The following is an 18,093-nucleotide window of genomic DNA, read 5'->3' on the forward strand; positions in this document are numbered from 1 at the left end:
CAGCCATGATCGAATCAACCCAGAAGCCCGCGTCTCCCGCCGAAGCGGTCTTCCGCCTGTCCAACGGCATGTCCGTCGCTGCTATCGTGCTGGCTGCAGCCCGGCTCCGGATCGCGGACGCGGTCGGCGACGGGCACGAGTCCGTGGCCGACATCGCGGCCAAGCTCGATGCCGACCGAGACGCCCTGACCCGGATGATGCGCGCCCTGGCGGCGTTCGGCATCTTCCGCCAGATCGACCCGACCACGTACGTGCACACCGAGATGTCGCTGGCCATGCGGACCGACCACCCCGAGCGGTTGCACGACAGGCTGATGACGGGTGGCGACTGGGGCTGGGCGATGTGGGGCAAGCTTCCCGAGGCCGTCCGTACCGGGGAGCGCGCCTTCGACAAGGAGTACGGCACCGACTTCTTCTCCTACCTCGACGCCACCCCCGACGCCCAGGACATGATCTACTCCGGTGTGACCGCTTGGTCGGACCAGATGTTGCCGAGCATCGTGGATGCCCTCGACCTCACCGGCGTGCGCACGTTCGCCGACATGGGAGGCGGCAAGGGCGCCCTCCTCCGGATGGTGCTCCAGCGCAACCCGCACATCGAGGGGCTACTGTACGAGGACGAGCGGACCCTGCGCGTGGTGCTGGACGACCTCAGGATGGGCGAGCTGTCCAGGCGCTGCCGGCTGGCCTCCGGTGACTTCTTCGAGAAGGTGGAGCACCCGGCCGACCTCTACCTGTTCAAGCTCACCCTGCACATGTACGACGACGAGCGGGTCGCCAGGGCGCTGCGCAATTGCGCGCAGGCGGCGGCTCCGGGTGCCCGGGTCGTCATCGCCGACCCGCTCCTGACCGATCCGCCGGTGCACCCGTTCGCGTCGAGCATGGACCTGCACATGTTGCTGGTCATGGGCGGGCGCGAGCGGACCGAGGGCGACTACAAGGCCGTGTTCGAGCGGGCCGGGCTGCGCTTCCGCGGCGTGACACCCACCGACAGCGTGCTGTACCTGGCGGAGGGCGAAGTGGTGGCCTGATCCCCGGCGGGCGGCGTGACCGGCCGCCGGTCACGCCGCTTTTACGGGGGATCGCTGTCAGGGAATCCCTGTCACCAGGGGATCCGCCGACGGCTGCGGAGGAAGGCGCCCGTGGGACCGTCATCGGGCAGCGTCGCCGCCCATGCGATGTCCACCGCCGCGTCTCGCGGTGTCTGCTCGGCGTTCGGGTACATGCGGGTGCGAACCCTGCCGGGGTTGACGGCGTTCACCAGCACGCCGCAGTCGCGGGCCTCCTCGGCGAGCAGCACCGTGACGGCGTTGAGCGCGGCCTTCGACACCGAGTAGGCGGGCGCGCCCGCGAACAGGCCGTTGCTGAACGCGCCCACGCCGCTGGACACCATGACGATCCGGCCCCAGCCCTGCTTGAGCATGCCCGGCAGGTACGCCTGGCTCACCCTCCAGGCGCCGAGGGTGTTGACCTGGAAGTGCCGCTCCACCAGGTCGAGCGGCACCGACGCCGGGGACGTCCCGCCGTCGAGCAGGACCCCGGCATTGTTGACCAGGATGTCCACCGTCTCCACCTGCTCCAGGCAGCGGCGCACGCTCTCGTCGTCGGTGACGTCGAGCACCACCGCCAGCGCGTCGCCGCCGAGTTCGGCGGCGACGCGCTGGACGCTGCCCTTGTGCCGGCCCGCCACGACCACTCTGTGCCCGAGCGCGGCGAGGGCGTCGCAGACCGCCCTGCCGAGGCCGCGGTTGGCCCCCGTCACCAGGGCCGTCCTGCGCACGGCCGACGGCGTGCTCACGCCGAACCGGCCCTGTCGGCGACGGGTTGCTCCGCAGGGGACACGACGGTGAAGCGCAGGCGGCGCCCGAGGCCGGCCACCAGGAATCCGGCGCAGATGGCGAGCGCGCCGACGCCCAGGTAGTAGTACTGGTCGGGGACCACGTCGGCGAGGTGCACGATCTGGCTGCTCAGCCCGGCGCCGAGGGCGCTGAAGAGCCACACCAGGCCGATCGTGCGCCCGATGAACGTGGAGGAGGTGACCTCGGCCGCGGCGGCGATCCCCACCGGGCCGATGATGACCTCGCCGCAGGCCATCAGGAAGAACACCGACAGCAGCCAGAGGGGCGAGACGGCGTTGCCACCCTCGGCCGACGCGGCGGCGCCCGACATGATCACGAAGCCGCCGCCCGCCAGGACCAGCGCCGCGCCGAACTTCAGCGCCGAGCCGATCTTGGCGTCGAAGCGCACCCACAACCACGCGAACCCCGGCGCGCTGACCAGGATGAAGAACGGCATCGCGGACTGGAACCAGCTTCCCGGCAGGACGAAGCCGAACAGCTCGCGCTCGGTGGAGTGCTTGGCGAAGAGGTTGAGCATCGACCCCGCCTGACCCGCCAGCATCCAGAACAGCGAGAACGACAGCAGCAGCCAGAAGAACGCGCGCAGCCGCTGCCGGCCGCCATCCTCCATCGCGGGGTTGCGCGAGAGCACCCGGAAGTAGACGAACGGCACGGTCAGCGCGACCAGGCCGAACACGCCGATGAGGTGCATCGGGGCGAAGGTGCCCGCCACGACGTCCACCGCGATCAGGAGGGCGAGCACCGCGACGGCCGCGGCCGCCCGGCGGAACACCTTCGTGCGTTCTTCCGCGCCCGCCGGATGCGGGGCGCGCTGCCCGATCTCGCCGAAGTGCCGGGCACCCATGGCGAACTGCGCGACGCCGAACGTCATGCCGACGCCTGCGGCGGCGAAGCCCCAGTGCCAGCCGAGCGTCTCCCCGAGGAAGCCCACCACGAGGGGCGCGATCAGCGCGCTGATCTGGATGCTGACGTAGAGGATGGAGAAGGCGGCCTCCCGCCTGGACCGCTCGCCGACCCCGAAGAACCCGCTGATCAGCGCGAACATGTTGGGCTTGAGCAGGCCGGTGCCCAGCGCGATGAGCACCAGCCCGGTGTAGGAGCCGACGTCGCTGGGGACGGCCATGCTGTAGTGGCCGAGCGCGATCAGCACGCCGCCCCACAACACCGCCCGCCAGGCGCCGAAGATCCGGTCACCGAGCCAGCCGCCGGGCAGGGACAGCACGAAGACCAGGCCGATGTAGGCGCCGAACAGCGCCGACGCCTCGGACATGGACAGTCCCAGACCGCCCTCGCTCCGGTCGGAGGCGGCGTACAGCGTGAGGATGGCCATCATCCCGTAGAAGCTGAAACGCTCCCAGATGTCAGTGAGAAAGATGGTCGTGAACCATCGCGGGTAGCCAAAAGCTGATTTAGCAGTCATGTCGCGCTCCAGGCGGCATCATGAGGAGCATGCTCCTGATCTTTTGAGGACGACCGGACCCGGCTCAGCGGCTCACGAGCAGCCGCCGTGATCCCGGATAAGGGGCAGCAGGCGATTCGGCTCAGTGGGGGCGAGGTCGGGTTCGGCGCCTTCGACGGCCGTGGCGGCGGTCTTGACGGCCGTCACCTGGTCCCGGGTCATGCCCATGAAGTAGACGATCTCCTCGTGGTTCGTCGTCTCGGCGAAGTTCTCGAATCCCGTCTTGTAGTAGAGATCCACCCGGACCGGCACGGGCGACAGGTCCGGGTCACGGTCCGCGCGCAGCTCGGCGACGATCTCCGGTATGGGGTAGTAGAGCTCGACGTCCGCGCGCAGGTGGTACTTCTCGCCCTCCACCTCAACCAGCGGCAGCGGCTGGGCCTCCTGGCGCTCGCCGTCCTTGTGGTAGATCGGCAGGGTGAGCAGGTCGTACCGGAAGATCTCGTCGAGCACGGGGGCGACGTCGGCCGGCAGCGTAGGGCTCACCGACTCCGCCCACCACTGCCGCAGCAGCTCGCGGGCGTCGTCGTTGCCGTAGAGGTAGCCGAGGGCGGGCCCGTAGGCCTGCTGGTCGGCGGCCGCGAGCGCCTGCGCAGTCAGCAGCGGCACCGCGCGGGCGTCGTCGCTCTTCTCGATCCAGGACTCGAAGTCGCGCAGGATCTGGGACTGTGTCAGTCCCGCCAGTCGGAGCGCCGGGACCCAGATGTGGCGGAACACCATGTACTCCGCCATGAGCCGGGCCCAGAACAGGAAGCGCTGCATGCGCTCGTTCTCTTCGAACGTCATGGTGTTGTGGCTGAGCACGTACTCGAAGTCGTCGGTGTCGCCGCGGATGGAGACGATGCCGTACTCCGCCTTCTTCTCCGAGTACGCCGTGTTGGGCAGCATCAGGAGCGGATACACGGCAATCCGCGAGACCTTGCGGGCCAGCCGGTCATACCCCTCGAAGAAGGACTCGATGGTCTCTCCCGGCGCCCCCCACAACAGCTCGGCGTAGCATTCGAGCCCTTCCTCGCTCAGCCAGGCGACGAGGTCCTCCCACGCGTTGACCTTCATGTTCTTTCTGTTCATCTCGCGCAGGGCGGTGTCGTTCAGCGTCTGCAGGGCGAGGGTGAAGGAGCTGCGCAGCCCGGCCTGCTTCATCTTGCGCACGATGGAGTAGAAGACCTTCGACTTGTTCTTGGCCCACGAGCTCTCCAGGGCCTTCGGATAGCCGTACTGCTCGCGGATCTGGATCAGGTCGTCGACGAACTCCTCGTCGATGGGCAGCAATCCGAAGTTGGCGTCGCACAACGCGATGGTGTGCACATTGAGCTTGGCGAGCAGCTCCAGTTCGGCCCGCAGCCGCTCCCGTGAGAACGCCCGCACCCGCTGCCCGGTCGCGCCGCCCCAGTAACAGAACGAGCACCTGTACGGGCAGCCGCGGTTGCTCTCCATCAGCGCCACGTCGTAGCGGAACCGGCCGTCGGCGTCGGTCAGCTCGATGGCCCCGGTGAGCATCGGCGACGGAATGATGTCGAGGTCGCTGATCCGTTCCCGCTCCGGCGTCGTGACCGTGTCGCCGGACACGCCGCGGAACGAGATCCCGGCGATCTCCTCGAGACCGTGTCGCGAGCGGCCGTCGAGGTAGGCCGTGAGGAGGTCGCGGAAGATGAGCTCGCCCTCGCCGTTCACGATCACGTCTACCTCGGGGAACATGCCGAAGACGCGGTCGGCCTGGTTGGCCACGTGCGTCCCGCCGAAGATGACCCAGCCGTCGGGATTCAGCTGCTTGTAGGTCTCCGCGAGAGTGCCGAAGGCCCGGTAGTTCCATCCCAGGACCGAGCAGGCGAGAATATCCGGCATATTGTCTTTGAAAAGGTCAGCGGCCATCACAGGAAGCGTCACCGCACCCCGGTAGTTGCAGATTTTGATATCTGTCCTGGCTGCTATCCGGGCGTCTGCGTAAGCGGTGGACTTGAGATATCCGGCCGCTAGCGGCATGGATTCGAACGGCATGTCCCAGACGCCTTGCTGGAGAATGTTGACCATGATTCGGCCATCGGCGTTCATGTAGATCTCCAATCGTGATCTACTAAATTTCGGAATAGTTCCGTCAATGCTCGGCGGAACGCTCGCGGATAACTGGAGCCGGGTTGGCGCGACGGTCGAATCCGGCACCGCCCGGCTGGAGCACGTTCATTTCATCGATCAGCGCCGTGGTGTGCTTGGCAGCCCGGTAGACCGGGTGGCCGAGCACCTCCCGGAGGAAGTCGCGCGTCGTGCACACGCCAGGGCCCTCGACGTGGAACTCCTCCAGTGCCCGGTCCGCGCGCGCCATGGCCTGGCGCCGGTCTGGAGCCCACACGGCGACCTTGGCGAGCAGCGGGTCGTAGTCCGGCGTCACCCGCATGCCCGGCTCACCGTGGGTGTCCACCCGGACGAACGGCCCCGCCGGCGGCACGAACTGGCGGACGGTCCCCGGCGTGGGCAGGAACCCCCGCCGCGGATCCTCCGCGTTGACCCGGCACTCGATGGCCACGCCGCGCGGCACGACGTCCTGCTGCCGCAGGGACAACCCGTAGCCGGCGGCCACGTGCAACTGCTCGCGCACGAGGTCGATCCCGGTCACCATCTCGGTCACCGGGTGCTCCACCTGGATCCGGCAGTTGACCTCCATGGCGTGGAAGCCGTCCTCGTCATCGACGAGGAACTCATACGTCCCCGCGCCGGCGTACCCGACGGCCTTGGCGGCCCGGACCGCGGCCGAGCAGATGCGCTCCGCCAGCTCACGTGACAACCCGGGCGCCGGGGTCTCCTCGACCAGCTTCTGCCGGCGCCGCTGCACCGAGCAGTCCCGCTCGCCGAGGTGGATCACTTTGCCCAGGCCGTCCCCGAGAATCTGCACCTCGATGTGCCGGGCGTTCTCGAGGAACTTCTCCAGGTACACCCGGGAGTCGCCGAACGCCGTCTGGGCGCCGGCCCTGGCCTGGGCGTACTCGCGGGCCATGTCGCGGGGATCCCGCACCACGCGCATGCCCCGGCCGCCGCCGCCGGCGACGGCCTTGAGGATGACCGGGTAGCCGACCTCGGCGGCGAGCGAGCGGGCCTGCGCCAGCGTCGCCAGCGGCCTGGAGCTGCCCGGCAGCACCGGCAGCCCGGCCGCCCTGGCGATGTTGCGGGCCTCCGCCTTGTCGCCGAGCCTGGCCAGGACCGACGGGGTGGGACCGATGAAGGTCAGCCCGGCGTCCTGGCAGATCTCCGCGAAGTCGGGGTCCTCGGACAGGAATCCGTAGCCGGGATGCACCGCGTCCGCCCCGACCTGAAGCGCCGCCGTGACGAGCGCGGCGGGATTGAGGTAACTGCGCCGGGCCTCCGACGGCCCGATGCAGACCGACTCGTCGGCGAAGCGGGCCACCATCGAGTCCCGGTCGCTGTCGGAGCAGACCGCGACGGTGCGGATGCCGAGTTCACGGCAGGTTCTGGCGATGCGCAGCGCGATCTCGCCGCGGTTGGCGATGAGAACCGTCGAGAACATGCGTTCCTCTCGTTAGTGGCTGCTCTGCGGGTCGTGGGGTTCGAGCACGAACAGCGGCTCGCCGTACTCCACCGGGTCTCCGTTCTTCACGAGCACCTCGACCACACGGCCGGAGTCGTCGGCCTGGACCGCGTTCATGAGCTTCATCGCCTCGATGATCGCCACCTGCTGGCCGACCTCGACCGTGTCGCCGACCTCGACGAACGCCCGGCTCTCCGGGGAGATGGCACGGTAGAAGGTCCCGACCAGAGGCGCCACGACCACGACGGCGTCCGGCGAGTCGCGTACGTCGGCCGCCGTCTCGGTCTCCCCCGCGGCCGCGCCGGCCCGGAGAATCTGGGGCTCGGGAGCGGGAGTCGCGGCCGCCTCGGGCCATTCGAGCTCGACGCTCATGTCGCCCACCTGCACCCGCACCCGTTTCAGCGGGCCTGGGGCCAGGCTGAGGATCTCGCCGACGTGCCTGCGGAGCTCGCCGATGCCACTCTGCCTGGTGTGATCGTCGGTCATATGGTCCTCGCGTCCTCGATGCCGTACCGGCGGAAGCGCCGCCGGCGCAGCTCCACCAGTTCGCGGGGGTTCAACCGGGTCAGCTCGTGCAACATCGCGCCCAGCGCGGCGCGCAGGGTGTCGGCCGCCCCGACGGGGTTCTCGTGCGCCCCGCCAGGTGGCTCGGGCAGGACCGCGTCGACGATGCCCTGCCGGAGCAGGTCGCGGGCGTCGAGCCGGAGGGCCGCCGCGGCGCGGGGCGCCTCCGTGCGGTCCTTCCAGAGGATCGCCGCGCAGCCCTCGGGGCTGATGACGGAGTAGACCGCGTTGGCGAAGGCCAGCACGCGGTCCGCGGTGGCCAGCGCCAGCGCCCCGCCGCTGCCGCCCTCACCGGTGATCACCGACACGACGGGCACCTTGAGCGCCGACATCCGCCGCAGGTTCTCCGCGATCGCCCACGCCTGCCCGCGCTCCTCGGCCTCGACTCCCGGGTGCGCTCCTGGCGTGTCCACGAGCGTGACGACCGGCAGTCCCAGCTTCTCGGCCAGCCGCATCAGCCTGCCCGCCTTGCGGTAGCCCTCGGGCAGCGCCATGCCGAAGTTGCGGCTGACCCGCTCGACGGTGTCGTGGCCCTTCTGGTGCCCGATGAGGACGATCGGCCGCCCATCGAGGCGTCCGAGGCCGCCCACGATGGCCGGGCAGTCGCCCGAGAGCCGGTCGCCCTTCAGCTCCTGGAAGTCGTCGAGGAGCTGGTAGACGTAGTCGAGCGTGGTCGGACGGTCCTCGTGCCTAGCCAGCCGCACCACCTCCCAGGGGTCGCGCTCGGGCAGCTCCGCAGGGTCGCGGATCAGCCGCACGGCCTTGGACGGCGGGGCGTGCAGGCCGTCCGGGCGCACCATGCCGAGCAGTGCGCCGAGCACGGGCCGCAGCGCCGCGCGCGGCACCACGGCGTCGAGGAAGCCCCGCGCCTGCATGAACTCCGTGCTCTGGAAGCCCTCGGGCAACTCCTGCTGGATCGTCTGCTGGATCACCCGCGGACCGGCGAAGCCGATGCGCGCCCCGGACTCGGCCAGGATCACGTCGGGCAGCGTCGCGAAGGACGCCGCCACGCCGCCGTAGGTCGGGTTGGTGACGAGCGAGATGGTCAGGATGCCCGCCTCGTCCAGCTCGGCCAGCGCCTGGCTGGTCTTGGCCATCTGCATCAGGGCGTAGGCGCCCTCCTGCATCCGCGCGCCGCCGGAGGCGGTGACCAGCAGCAGCGGCGTCCGGGTCCGCAGCGCCGTATCGCACGCGCGGACGATGCGCTCGCCCACGCCGACGCCGAGGCTGCCGCCCAGAAACCGGAAATCCATGACCGCGGCGATCACCGGATGGTTCATCACCGTGGCGGTGACGCAGGTGACGGCCTCGCTCCCCCCGGTGCGCTCCCGCGCGTGCCGCAGCCGCTCTGGATAGGGCAGAGAGTCGGCGAACCCGATCGGGTCCTCGACGGTGACCGGGGCCTCGAAGGGCACGGCCGAGCCGGCGTCCAGCAGCTGTTCCATCCGCTGGGACGCGTGCAGGCGGGAATATGACCCGCAACCCGGGCAGACGCCCAGGTCGCGTTCGAGCCGCTTGGCATAGACGAGTTCGCGGCACTCAGGACAACTGATCCACTGTGCCGCTTCAGATGTCTCCGTTTGCACTCCCACGCCAGCAGCTTGATCTGCGGCCCTCAACGACCACTGGTCAACGGCTGTAAGGCCCGCCCCCGGCGGCAGCTCCGGCTCCACGAGTCTTCGAGCGGCCGTGGAGCACGGTCTTCGACACTCCGGCCTGTGTCCGTCAGGAACCTCACGGGGATCGCAGCCATGCGACGTGGTCCGCACGGCGACATGCCGCGGTGACGGCCCCGCAATCAAACCGCAGGGAGTCCCTATGCGTTTTCTTCCCGACTCGCGCGAGCCGAAGGTGGCGATCGTCGGCTTCGGCTACGTCGGCTGCTGCCTCGGCGTCGCACTGGCCGAGCAGGGCCTGTACGTCACGGGCATCGACCGCGATCCGCGGCTGGTAGCTCAGTTAGAGGACGGGCGGTGCCACATCGCCGAGCCCGGGCTCCCCGAGGCCCTGGAACGGCTGCGGGGCACCGGACGCCTCACGTTCAGCACCGGGTACGACGCGATCGGGGACGCCGACGTCATCGTCATCGCGGTCGGCACCCCGATCGGCCCGGACCGCTTGCTGGTCACCCGGCAGCTGGAGGAGGTCTGCGCCGAGCTGGCTCCGCGGCTGCGCCGCGGCCACCTGGTGGTGGTGAAGAGCACCGTCTCGCCGGGCGCCACCCGCAACCTCGTCCGGCCGCTGCTGGAGGCCGGAGGGCTGGTCCAGGGCGACGACTTCGGCCTGGTCTACTGCCCGGAACGGCTCTCGGAGGGCAACGCCCTGTCCGAGCTGCGGGAGCTGCCCATCATCGTGGGCGGCTGCGACCCCGAGAGCACGCACTCGGCGACGGAGTTCTGGAAGCGGGCGCTCGACGTGCCCGCGTGGGAGTACACCTCCTCGGAAGTGGCCGAGATCGTCAAGCTGGCCGACAACTGGTGGATCGACCACAACATCGCGCTGGCCAACGACCTGGCCCGGCTGTGCGACGCCTTCCGCGTCGACGTCCTCGAAGTGATCGGCGGCGCCAACTCGCTGCCCAAGGGCGGCGGCCACGTCAACATCCTGCTGCCGAGCGTCGGGGTGGGCGGCTACTGCCTGACCAAGGATCCGTGGATCACCTGGAACGCGGCCCGCGAACGCGGCGTACGCCTGGAGACCATCGAGACGGTACGCGCGGTCAACGACGCGATGCCCCGCTACACCCACGAGACGATCTCCGCCGAGCTGGCGCGGGCGGGGCGGGACCCGGGCGGCGCGAAGGTTGCGGTGCTCGGTGCCGCCTTCAAGAACAACACCGGCGACCTGCGCAGCACACCCGTCAAACCCGTCGTGGACGGCCTGCGCGCCGTCGGCGCCGTGGTGTCGCTCTATGACCCGCTCGCAGACCCGGCGGAGCTGCGCTCGCTGATGGGCGTCGAGCCGTCCGCCACCCTGGAGGAGGCCGTGACCGGCGCCCACTGCCTCGCCGTGCTGGCCGGCCACGAGCCGTTCCAGCAACTCGACTTCGCCGCGTTGCGCGAGCGCGTCTCCTCACCCTGCCTGGTCTTCGACGGGCGGGCCTACTACTCGCCCGAGACCGTCGAGGAACTGCGGCGGCTCGGCTTCGGCTACCGCGGAATCGGACGGTGACGACATGGCCAAGATCGTGGTAACCGGAGGGTGCGGGTTCATCGGCAGCCACCTCGTCGAGCGGCTGGCCGGGGGCGGGCACGAGATCGTCGCCTACGACACCTCGCCTCCGCCGCCCGACATGCCGCTGCGCGACCTGGGCGGCGTCATCCACGTCAAGGGTGACATCATCAACGAGTCGTCGCTGGCGGCCGTCATCAACCCCGACGTCGACCTGGTGTACCACCTGTCGGCCGTCGTCGGCGTGGACCGGTACCTGCGCCAGCCGCTCGACGTCATCGACGTCAACGTGCTCGGCACGCGCAACGTCCTGCGCCGGGCGCTGGAGACCGGCGTCAGAGTGGTGGTGGCCAGCACCAGCGAGGTCTACGGCAAGAACCCCGAGGTGCCGTGGGCCGAGGACTCTGACCGCGTGCTGGGCCTCACCTCGGCCGACCGGTGGACCTACTCCACGAGCAAGGCGCTGGCCGAGCACATGACGTTCGCCCTGGTCCGGGAGCACGGCCTGCGCGCCACGGTGGTGCGCTACTTCAACGTGTACGGCCCGCGCCAGCGGGCCGCGTACGTCGTCAGCCGCAGCATCCGGCGCGTCCTGACCGGGCAGGCCCCGCAGATGTACGACAGCGGCCGCCAGACGCGCTGCTTCACCTACATCGACGACGCGATCGAGGGCACCGTCCGCGCTGCGTCGAGCCCGGCCGGGCTGGGCGAGTGCTTCAACATCGGCTCCCATCAGGAGACCACCGTCAGCGAGGTGATCGGGTTGGTCCGCGAGGCCGCCGGGTTCCCGGGGAAGAACGACCCCCTGGACACGGGGGCCGCCTTCGGTACCGCCTACCAGGACATCGAGCGGCGCATCCCCGACACGGCCAAGGCCCGCACGGTGCTCGGCTGGAAGTGCGAGGTCCCGTTGCGGGAGGGCATCACCAGGACGATCGAGTGGGCCCGGCAGAACCCCTGGTGGATGCACGGGCCCATCGACTGATCACCATCCGGCCTCGATCGCGTCCACGATGTGGGCGCGGTCCTCGTCGGACACCCACCGCCCGACCGGGATGCAGACGAGTTGCTCGACGACCTTCTCGAGCCCGGGCAGCAGGGACAGGTACGGGCGCAGCGCCGTGTGCTGGTCGTTGCGCTCGTGCACCTGGCTCACCATGACGCCGGCCTCGGTCATGTGCTTGATGAAGGCGTCCTTGCCCGATACCAGCAGCGGATAGACCCAGAACGAGGACTGCCTGTCGGGTGCCCGCTCGGTCAGCCGCACCCCGTCGGCGGAGGCCAGCTCGCGGTCATAGAAGCCGGCGTTGTCGCGGTACCGGCGGATCACCTCGTCGGTCTCCGCCAGGTTGGCCAGTCCGATCGAGGCGTTGATGTCGTTCATGTGGAACTTGTAGCCCCACTCGGGGATGTCGTCGCGGGTCAGGCCGCGTCCCGGTGCCTCGCGGTCGATCCCGAACCACCGCAGCCGCCTGGCCCGCTCGTTCAGCTCGGCATCGGGCAGCACCATCAACCCTCCGTCGCCGGTGGTGAAATGCTTGACCGACTGGAAGCTGTAGACCGCGATGTTGCCGTGGTTGCCCAGCGGCGAGCCGCGGTAGGTGGCGCCCCAGGCGTGCGCGCAGTCCTCGATCACCGCGGGGCGGAAGCCGTGGACGGCCTCGGCCTCGTCGAGGAGGCCGCTGAGCCGGGCGAGGTCGACCGGGTAGCCGGCGAAGTGCACGATGAGGATCGCGCGAGTGGCCGGGGTGATCTTCCTGGCCAGGTCGTCGAGGTCCACGTTGAGCGTCGCGGGGTCCACGTCCACCCACTTCGGGCGCAGGCCGTTGGCCAGGATCGCCCAGTTGGCGGCGACCATGGTCAGCGGCGTGGTGAGCACCTCGCCCCTGTCCCCGTTCTGGCCGGTCCCGGCGGGGTCCGTCGCCAGCCGCAGGGCGAGGTGGAGACCGGAGGTGCCGCTGTTGACCGTGGCGACGTGGGGGTTGCCGATACGCTCGCGCAGCGCCTGCTCGAACTCGTCCACCATCGGCCCCTGGCCGACCATCCCGCTGGTGAGGACGCGGGACACGGCGGCCGGCGCCGCCTCGGACATCTGGACCTTCATCAACGGGATCACCCGTGCCTCCTTGCGGGAACGGCGGACAGGGCGTCGGCTTCGCGGCACAGCTCCTCATGGCGTGCCCGGCACTCGGCGTAGTCGGGCAGCACGCCGAGCCGCAAGGCCTCGCGCAGGCTGGGGGCCTTGCTGTCCTTCTCGGACAGCAGCCGCTCGGGCGCCTGCGGCCAGGGCAGCGCCAGCTCCGGGTCGTACGGGTCGACCAGGAGCTCCTTCTGCGGCGCGTAGGTACTGGAGACGAGATAGACCACGGTCGCCTCGTCGGTCAGCGGCGCGAACGCGTGGGCGTGTCCCTCCGCCAGGTACAGCCCGTGCCGGCTGCGGTCGTCCAGCCGGACCGCTTCCCACTCGCCGAACGTCGGCGAGCCGACCCGGATGTCGACGACGATGTCCAAGATCTCCCCGTGCGGGCAGGTGATGTAGCGGGACTGCCCGGGCGGCAGCCCGAAGGCGTGGATGCCGCGGATCGTGCCGCGCAGTGAGCGGGAACAGTTGACCTGCGCCACCTTCAACGGGTGGCCGACGACCTCGCGAAAGGCCGGCTCGCTGAAGACCTCCAGAAACTCACCCCGGTGGTCCGGGAAAATCTCCGGCTTGATCAGGAAAGCACCGTCGATTCCGAGTGGTTCGATCTGCATTTCGCTCCTTCGCTCACCCTGACCACCACCTGACAATACCGAATATGCCAGCGACAATGCGTGCGGGCAATGCCCGTCGCGCTCTCCCGATATTCGAGCGCGGCACCAGCGAGAATAGAGCCCGTCTCTAGCGGAAGTTGCCAGGATAACGCGGAGCACGTTATCCGGAACGACCTCGGACGGCGAAATGAAGCCGCTCGATAAACCGATACGGTGATCGCGGTAAAAGGGATGTCTCATGCCTAAGTCATGGTCGTACAGCTTCCAGTACAAGACCGGAATGGCCCGATGGGCGGGGCGCCTGGGACTCGAACTGCGAGATCTGGTGAAATCCGGTCGGATATCGCCGGAAACGCATCCCCGGGTCGTCGACCTCGGCTGCGGGCGCGGCGAGGCCGCCGTCTTCCTCGCCAAGCGCGGCTTCCAGGTGGTGGGGATCGACTTCTCCTCCGTAGCACTGGGCGAGGCCAGGGTGGCCGCCGCCCGGGCGGGGGTGGCCGACCGTTGCCGGTTCGTCAAGGGTGACCTGACCGCCACGCACATCCCCGGTGTGGAGGAGCCGTTCGATCTCGTCATCGACCTGGGTACGCTCGACGACCTGCAGGGGCCCGACCGGGAGGCCATGGCCGGCACGATCAAGCGGCTGTCGGGGCCGGGCAGCCTGTACTTCCTGTGGTGCGTGCACCACGACGGCAACCTGCCGCTCAACCTCAAGGGCATCCTGCTGCGGCTCAACCCCAGGTTGTCCCCCGGCGAGGAGGACGACCTCTTCGGCGACGTCTTCAAGATCGAGCGGTTGGCGTCTCCGCCGCCGTCCTCGTACTTCGCCAGTTTCCTCATGACGCACCAGTAGTGAACGGAGGCAGCGTGGCCGGCAGTTGGCTGAAGGAGGCCTGGGCAGAGGTCGTGGCGCGCCACCGGATGATCCGCGCCCTGGGCGCCGTCGCCATGGCGGGCAGCCTGGCGAGCACGCGAAGCGCGGCCCGGGCGGACGCCGGCACCGAGCGGGCCGGGCAGGACCCGTGGCGCATCGACACCCACAACCACGCCGTTCCGCCGAAGATGCAGGAGTGGGCCGTGCGGGCCGGCATCCTGCCGCCCGACCAGTCGAAGTGGCCGACCTGGGCGCGCTGGAGCCAGGCCGCCACCGAGGAGGTCATGGAGGAGAACCAGATCGCGGCGGTGGTGACCTCCTCACCCGCGCCCTTCGAGGTTTTCAAGGACCCCGCCCAGGTCGCGACGGGCGCCCGGGTCATCAACGAGTCGCTGGCCGACCTGGTCAGGGAGCAGCCACGGCGGTTCGGCTTCTTCGCCTACCTGCCGCTGACCGACGTCGACGCCGCCCTGGCCGAGGCCGACCACGCCCTAGGCACGCTCGGGGCGGAGGGCGTACTCCTGCTGACGCACGTGAACGGCAGATACATCGGCGACAAGTCGTTTGAGCCGCTCTTCGCCGAACTCGACCGGCGGCACGCGGTGCTCCTGGTCCACCCGCAGTTCCTGCCCGGCGGCACGCCGCCCGGGATCCCGGACTTCATGGGCGACTTCCTACTCGACACGACCAGGGCGGCGCTGAGCCTGATGATCGGGGGGACCCTGGAGCGGCACGGGAACCTGTCGATCATCCTGTCCCATGGGGGCGGCTTCCTGCCGTACATGGCCGCGCGGATCGACTCCCGCTCACACGACGAGGAGGGCATCGAGCCGGCGACCCTGCGCTCCTACGTGCGACGCTTCTACTACGACACCGCCATGCCCACTTCGCCGTACGCGACGCCGACGCTCCTGCGAGCCGCCGACCGCTCTCGCATCCTGTACGGCACCGACTACAGCATGAGAACGGCCGAGGCCACCCGGTATGTGACGGAGGAACTGGCCCGCGACCCGCTCATCGAGCCGCGGCTGCACCGGGCGATCGAGCGCGACAACGCGCTGCGCCTGCTCCCGTCGCTGGCCGAACGGATGGGCGTCACCGTGTGACCCCGCCGGCCACAGCGGCCTGTCGCATCCCTCGTCCTGAGCGGACGGGCGCCGCAGGCCGCCTCTTTGTATTCCCGGGGCGAACGGCCTCACGGCTGCGGGGTCTCGGCCTTCGGCGCCGGCGCCAGCGGCACGGCGATGTCCTCGGCGGTGAGGGTCTCCCCCTGCCTGATGCGGTCGGCCTGGCGGGCGTGGCGGCTGACGGTGGCCCGCAGGAAGTCGCGGATGAGGACGAGCTGCTCCACGGTGTGACCGGCCAGCCCCGCCTCGTCCTCCTCGCTCAGCTGCCCCCACACCTCCTGCGCGACATGTACGGCCTTGGGCGTCGGGACCACGGTCACCCGGCGCCGGTCGTTCGCGTCGCGGACCCGCCGCGCGTAGCCGGCCCGCTCCAGCCGATCGATCGCGATGGTGGCCGCGCTCGGGGACAGGCGCGCGGCGGCGGCCAACTCTCCCGCCGTCATCGGACCGAGGGCGAACACACAACCCATGCAGCGCATGTCTGTCCGGTTGATGCCTAAACGTACCGCCGCCGCCTCGTCCACCGCATCCGAGACGTTCTGTAGCTGCATGACGGCGACCTGCACCTCGTCGACCAGGGACTTCCAAATATAATTTGACATTTGAAATATTCTCCTCTTAGACTTATTAATCATCAAAGTATATCTCAATCTTCCTGGCCGTACACCGGTCCTGGGGTGACGACTCCAGCGGGGGACGCCGGGACCTGAACCTTTCAAGGAGGTGCGAGGATGAGGGAGCTACGGGGAAACCCCTGGATCGTTATGGTGACGCTGTGTATCGGGTTCTTCATGACCATCCTGGACACCACGATCGTCAACATCGCGATACCGGACATCCTCGAGGACCTGGATGCGACGATCACCGAAGTGTTATGGGTGATGAGCGCCTATATCCTGGTGGTGGCCGTACTGGTGATCACTGCGGGGCGCCTTGGCGACATCGTCGGGCCGCGCAAGGTCTTCATCGCCGGCATGATCCTCTTCACCGTCGCCTCGGCGCTCTGCGGCGCCGCACAGGAGCCCTGGCAGCTGATCGCCGCCCGGGCCGTACAGGGCATCGGCGCCGCGTTGATCACCCCGCAGACCCTGACCATCCTGACGGGGGTCTTCCCACCCGAGAAGCGGGGCCTGCCCAGCGCGATCTGGGGCATCACCGCCGGCGTGGCGGGGCTGGCCGGCCCGACGCTCGGGGGGATGCTGGTCGCCCAGGGCACCTGGCGCTGGGTCTTCTATGTCAACGTGCCGCTCGGCATCCTCACCATCGTCATGGCCTTGTCCCTCATCCCGAACCTCCAACCGGGCAAGCGGGTCCGCCTCGACCTCACCGGTGTCCTCCTGGCGAGCGCCGCGCTGGGCGCGATCACGTACGGGCTGCTCGAAGGCGACCGCTACGGATGGGGCACGATCAACTCCTTCCTCAGCGTTCCGCTGGTCATCGGGGTCGGCCTGGTGCTGCTGGTGGTGTTCCTGGCCACGCAGGCGCGCATCCGCGAGCCCCTGCTCCCCCTGGGGATCTTCAAGGATCGCGGTTTCTCCCTGATGAGCTTCGTGATCATCGCGGTCTCCTTCGGGATGATGGGGCTGTCGCTGACCCTCACGATCTACCTTCAGGATGTGCTCGGGCTCAGCGCGCTCCAGGCCGGCCTCACGCTCGCGCCGACCGCGCTGTCCATGATGTTCACCTTCCCGATCGTCGGCTTCCTGATCGACAAGATCGGCGGGAAGTACGTCCTCATCGGCGGCCTGGCCCTCTACCCGGTCAGCCTGGTGCTCATCGGGAACATGGCGCACACCGATTCCGGCCAGTGGTCGCTGCTCTGGCCGCTCATCCTGGCGGGCATCAGCCAGGCGGCCGCGTTCGCCCCGACCGTCACGATGGCCATGCAGGACGTGCGAACCGAGTTCGCGGGCGCCGCCTCGGGCGCCTTCAACGCGATCCGCCAGATGGGCTTCCTGATCGCGGTCGCCGCGATGGGCGCTGTGCTGCAGAACCGCCTGAACGGCGAGCTGCACGACGAGGCGCAGCGCCAGGCGGCGCAGCTACCGGCCCGGTACCGGGAGGACTTCGTCGACGCGGTCACCTCGGCCGGCGGCGGCGTCGAGGCGGGCGCCGGCAACGTGCAACTGCCCGCCGGCGCGAGCGGCCAGGTCGCCCAGCAGATGCGGGAGATCGCCCAGGCCACCTTCGACCAGGCCTTCGTCGACGCCCTGCGCTGGACCCTCCTGGTCTGCGCCGGGGTCGTGGTCCTCGCCTGCCTGCTGAGCATCGCCGCCAAGCGGCCCGACCCGGCCAAGGCGCCCACCGCCGAAGAGGAACTGGCCTTGATGTGACCGGTCCGTCGCCTATCCGCGCCTCGCAGCCGAGTCGCCCCGGGCGGGCGCCAGACGGGGCCGGGCCCCAGAGGAGGCCGGTGACCTGCCTCGCTCGCGGCCAGGCTCGACTCTCCAGCGTTCTTCTAGTAAGAATCTAGTGTCATCACCAAGGATCGCCATTAAGTGCCCCTAGAGGGCACAGGGGAACTTTTTACACGGCATATACGTTGACCATTCAATGCTGAGTCGGCACCAAGCCACGAGGGGACGGCGCAGCAACGGGGGTAAGAAATATGCTGCGGACAATTCGCATGCCTGTTACACGCAAGAAACGCAGGGAAACGTTCAGCGAAATCATCTGGTGGAATAATTCAACAGGGAATTGCAGTGGGTTGTTCCGCCTTGTTTTCCCTGACCGTGGCGCCCGAGCCG

Annotated in this window: 15 protein-coding genes; 6 read left to right on the top strand and 9 right to left on the bottom strand. The window is 69.2% G+C overall.

What is annotated here, in order from left to right:
* The first annotated feature begins 5 nt into the window (after positions 1-5).
* Positions 6-1,031 (top strand): methyltransferase, encoded by a 1,026-nt coding sequence (locus tag ACFLIM_RS25505; RefSeq protein ID WP_393169515.1) that lies wholly within the window; start codon positions 6-8, stop codon positions 1,029-1,031.
* 71 nt (positions 1,032-1,102) lie between these two features.
* Here the strand turns inward: ACFLIM_RS25505 and ACFLIM_RS25510 are convergent, their stop codons facing one another.
* The 6 genes from ACFLIM_RS25510 to ACFLIM_RS25535 all read right to left on the bottom strand — a co-directional run bounded on the left by ACFLIM_RS25510 (position 1,103) and on the right by ACFLIM_RS25535 (position 9,012).
* Positions 1,103-1,798 carry an SDR family NAD(P)-dependent oxidoreductase gene (locus tag ACFLIM_RS25510; protein ID WP_393169517.1) on the bottom strand — a complete coding sequence of 232 codons (696 nt, stop codon included), beginning with the start codon at positions 1,796-1,798 and terminating at the stop codon, positions 1,103-1,105.
* Positions 1,795-3,279 carry a peptide MFS transporter gene (locus tag ACFLIM_RS25515; protein ID WP_393169519.1) on the bottom strand — a complete coding sequence of 495 codons (1,485 nt, stop codon included), beginning with the start codon at positions 3,277-3,279 and terminating at the stop codon, positions 1,795-1,797. The genes ACFLIM_RS25510 and ACFLIM_RS25515 overlap by 4 nt, the downstream gene beginning before the upstream one ends.
* Before the next feature lie 72 nt (positions 3,280-3,351).
* Entirely contained in the window at positions 3,352-5,370 is a 2,019-nt protein-coding gene (locus tag ACFLIM_RS25520) for a KedN5 family methylcobalamin-dependent radical SAM C-methyltransferase (protein WP_393169521.1), read from the bottom strand.
* Positions 5,371-5,413: 43 nt separating this feature from the next.
* Entirely contained in the window at positions 5,414-6,835 is a 1,422-nt protein-coding gene (locus ACFLIM_RS25525) for an acetyl-CoA carboxylase biotin carboxylase subunit (RefSeq protein WP_393169523.1), read from the bottom strand.
* Between the two features lie 12 nt (positions 6,836-6,847).
* A complete protein-coding gene (accB, locus tag ACFLIM_RS25530; RefSeq protein WP_393169525.1) occupies positions 6,848-7,342 on the bottom strand; it encodes an acetyl-CoA carboxylase biotin carboxyl carrier protein in 495 nt (164 codons plus the stop codon).
* Positions 7,339-9,012 carry an acetyl-CoA carboxylase carboxyltransferase subunit alpha gene (locus tag ACFLIM_RS25535; protein WP_393169527.1) on the bottom strand — a complete coding sequence of 558 codons (1,674 nt, stop codon included), beginning with the start codon at positions 9,010-9,012 and terminating at the stop codon, positions 7,339-7,341. The genes accB and ACFLIM_RS25535 overlap by 4 nt, the downstream gene beginning before the upstream one ends.
* 226 nt (positions 9,013-9,238) lie before the next feature.
* Here ACFLIM_RS25535 and ACFLIM_RS25540 point away from each other — a divergent pair, with 226 nt between their 5' ends.
* Positions 9,239-10,591: a nucleotide sugar dehydrogenase gene (locus tag ACFLIM_RS25540; RefSeq protein ID WP_393169528.1), complete on the top strand. Its 1,353-nt coding sequence runs from the start codon at positions 9,239-9,241 to the stop codon at positions 10,589-10,591.
* Between the two features lie 4 nt (positions 10,592-10,595).
* Positions 10,596-11,576, top strand: coding sequence for an NAD-dependent epimerase/dehydratase family protein (locus ACFLIM_RS25545; protein ID WP_393169530.1), 981 nt, complete (start codon positions 10,596-10,598; stop codon positions 11,574-11,576).
* Here ACFLIM_RS25545 and ACFLIM_RS25550 read toward each other — a convergent pair whose 3' ends face one another.
* Together ACFLIM_RS25550 and ACFLIM_RS25555 are read right to left on the bottom strand one after the other, a co-directional pair.
* A complete protein-coding gene (locus tag ACFLIM_RS25550; protein WP_393169532.1) occupies positions 11,577-12,707 on the bottom strand; it encodes a DegT/DnrJ/EryC1/StrS family aminotransferase in 1,131 nt (376 codons plus the stop codon).
* Positions 12,704-13,345 (bottom strand): dTDP-4-dehydrorhamnose 3,5-epimerase family protein, encoded by a 642-nt coding sequence (locus ACFLIM_RS25555; protein WP_393169534.1) that lies wholly within the window; start codon positions 13,343-13,345, stop codon positions 12,704-12,706. Before ACFLIM_RS25555 ends, ACFLIM_RS25550 begins: the two co-directional genes overlap by 4 nt.
* 238 nt (positions 13,346-13,583) lie before the next feature.
* Between ACFLIM_RS25555 and ACFLIM_RS25560 the strand changes: the two genes are divergently transcribed.
* Both ACFLIM_RS25560 and ACFLIM_RS25565 read left to right on the top strand, forming a co-directional pair.
* The gene (locus tag ACFLIM_RS25560; protein WP_393169536.1) at positions 13,584-14,198 is read left to right on the top strand and encodes a class I SAM-dependent methyltransferase; all 615 of its coding nucleotides are present in this window, start codon (positions 13,584-13,586) and stop codon (positions 14,196-14,198) included.
* A 14-nt stretch (positions 14,199-14,212) separates the two neighbouring features.
* Positions 14,213-15,325 (top strand): amidohydrolase family protein, encoded by a 1,113-nt coding sequence (locus ACFLIM_RS25565; protein WP_393169538.1) that lies wholly within the window; start codon positions 14,213-14,215, stop codon positions 15,323-15,325.
* A gap of 89 nt (positions 15,326-15,414) precedes the next feature.
* On the opposite strand, the gene ACFLIM_RS25570 is transcribed toward ACFLIM_RS25565, so the two are convergent.
* Positions 15,415-15,948, bottom strand: coding sequence for a MarR family winged helix-turn-helix transcriptional regulator (locus ACFLIM_RS25570; RefSeq protein ID WP_393169540.1), 534 nt, complete (start codon positions 15,946-15,948; stop codon positions 15,415-15,417).
* A 162-nt stretch (positions 15,949-16,110) separates the two neighbouring features.
* Here ACFLIM_RS25570 and ACFLIM_RS25575 point away from each other — a divergent pair, with 162 nt between their 5' ends.
* Positions 16,111-17,679 (top strand): DHA2 family efflux MFS transporter permease subunit, encoded by a 1,569-nt coding sequence (locus ACFLIM_RS25575; protein ID WP_393169542.1) that lies wholly within the window; start codon positions 16,111-16,113, stop codon positions 17,677-17,679.
* Positions 17,680-18,093 lie beyond the last annotated feature (414 nt).

The sequence above is a fragment of the Nonomuraea marmarensis genome (assembly GCF_043197025.1).
In the GTDB taxonomy this organism is placed as follows: Bacteria; Actinomycetota; Actinomycetes; order Streptosporangiales; family Streptosporangiaceae; genus Nonomuraea; species Nonomuraea marmarensis.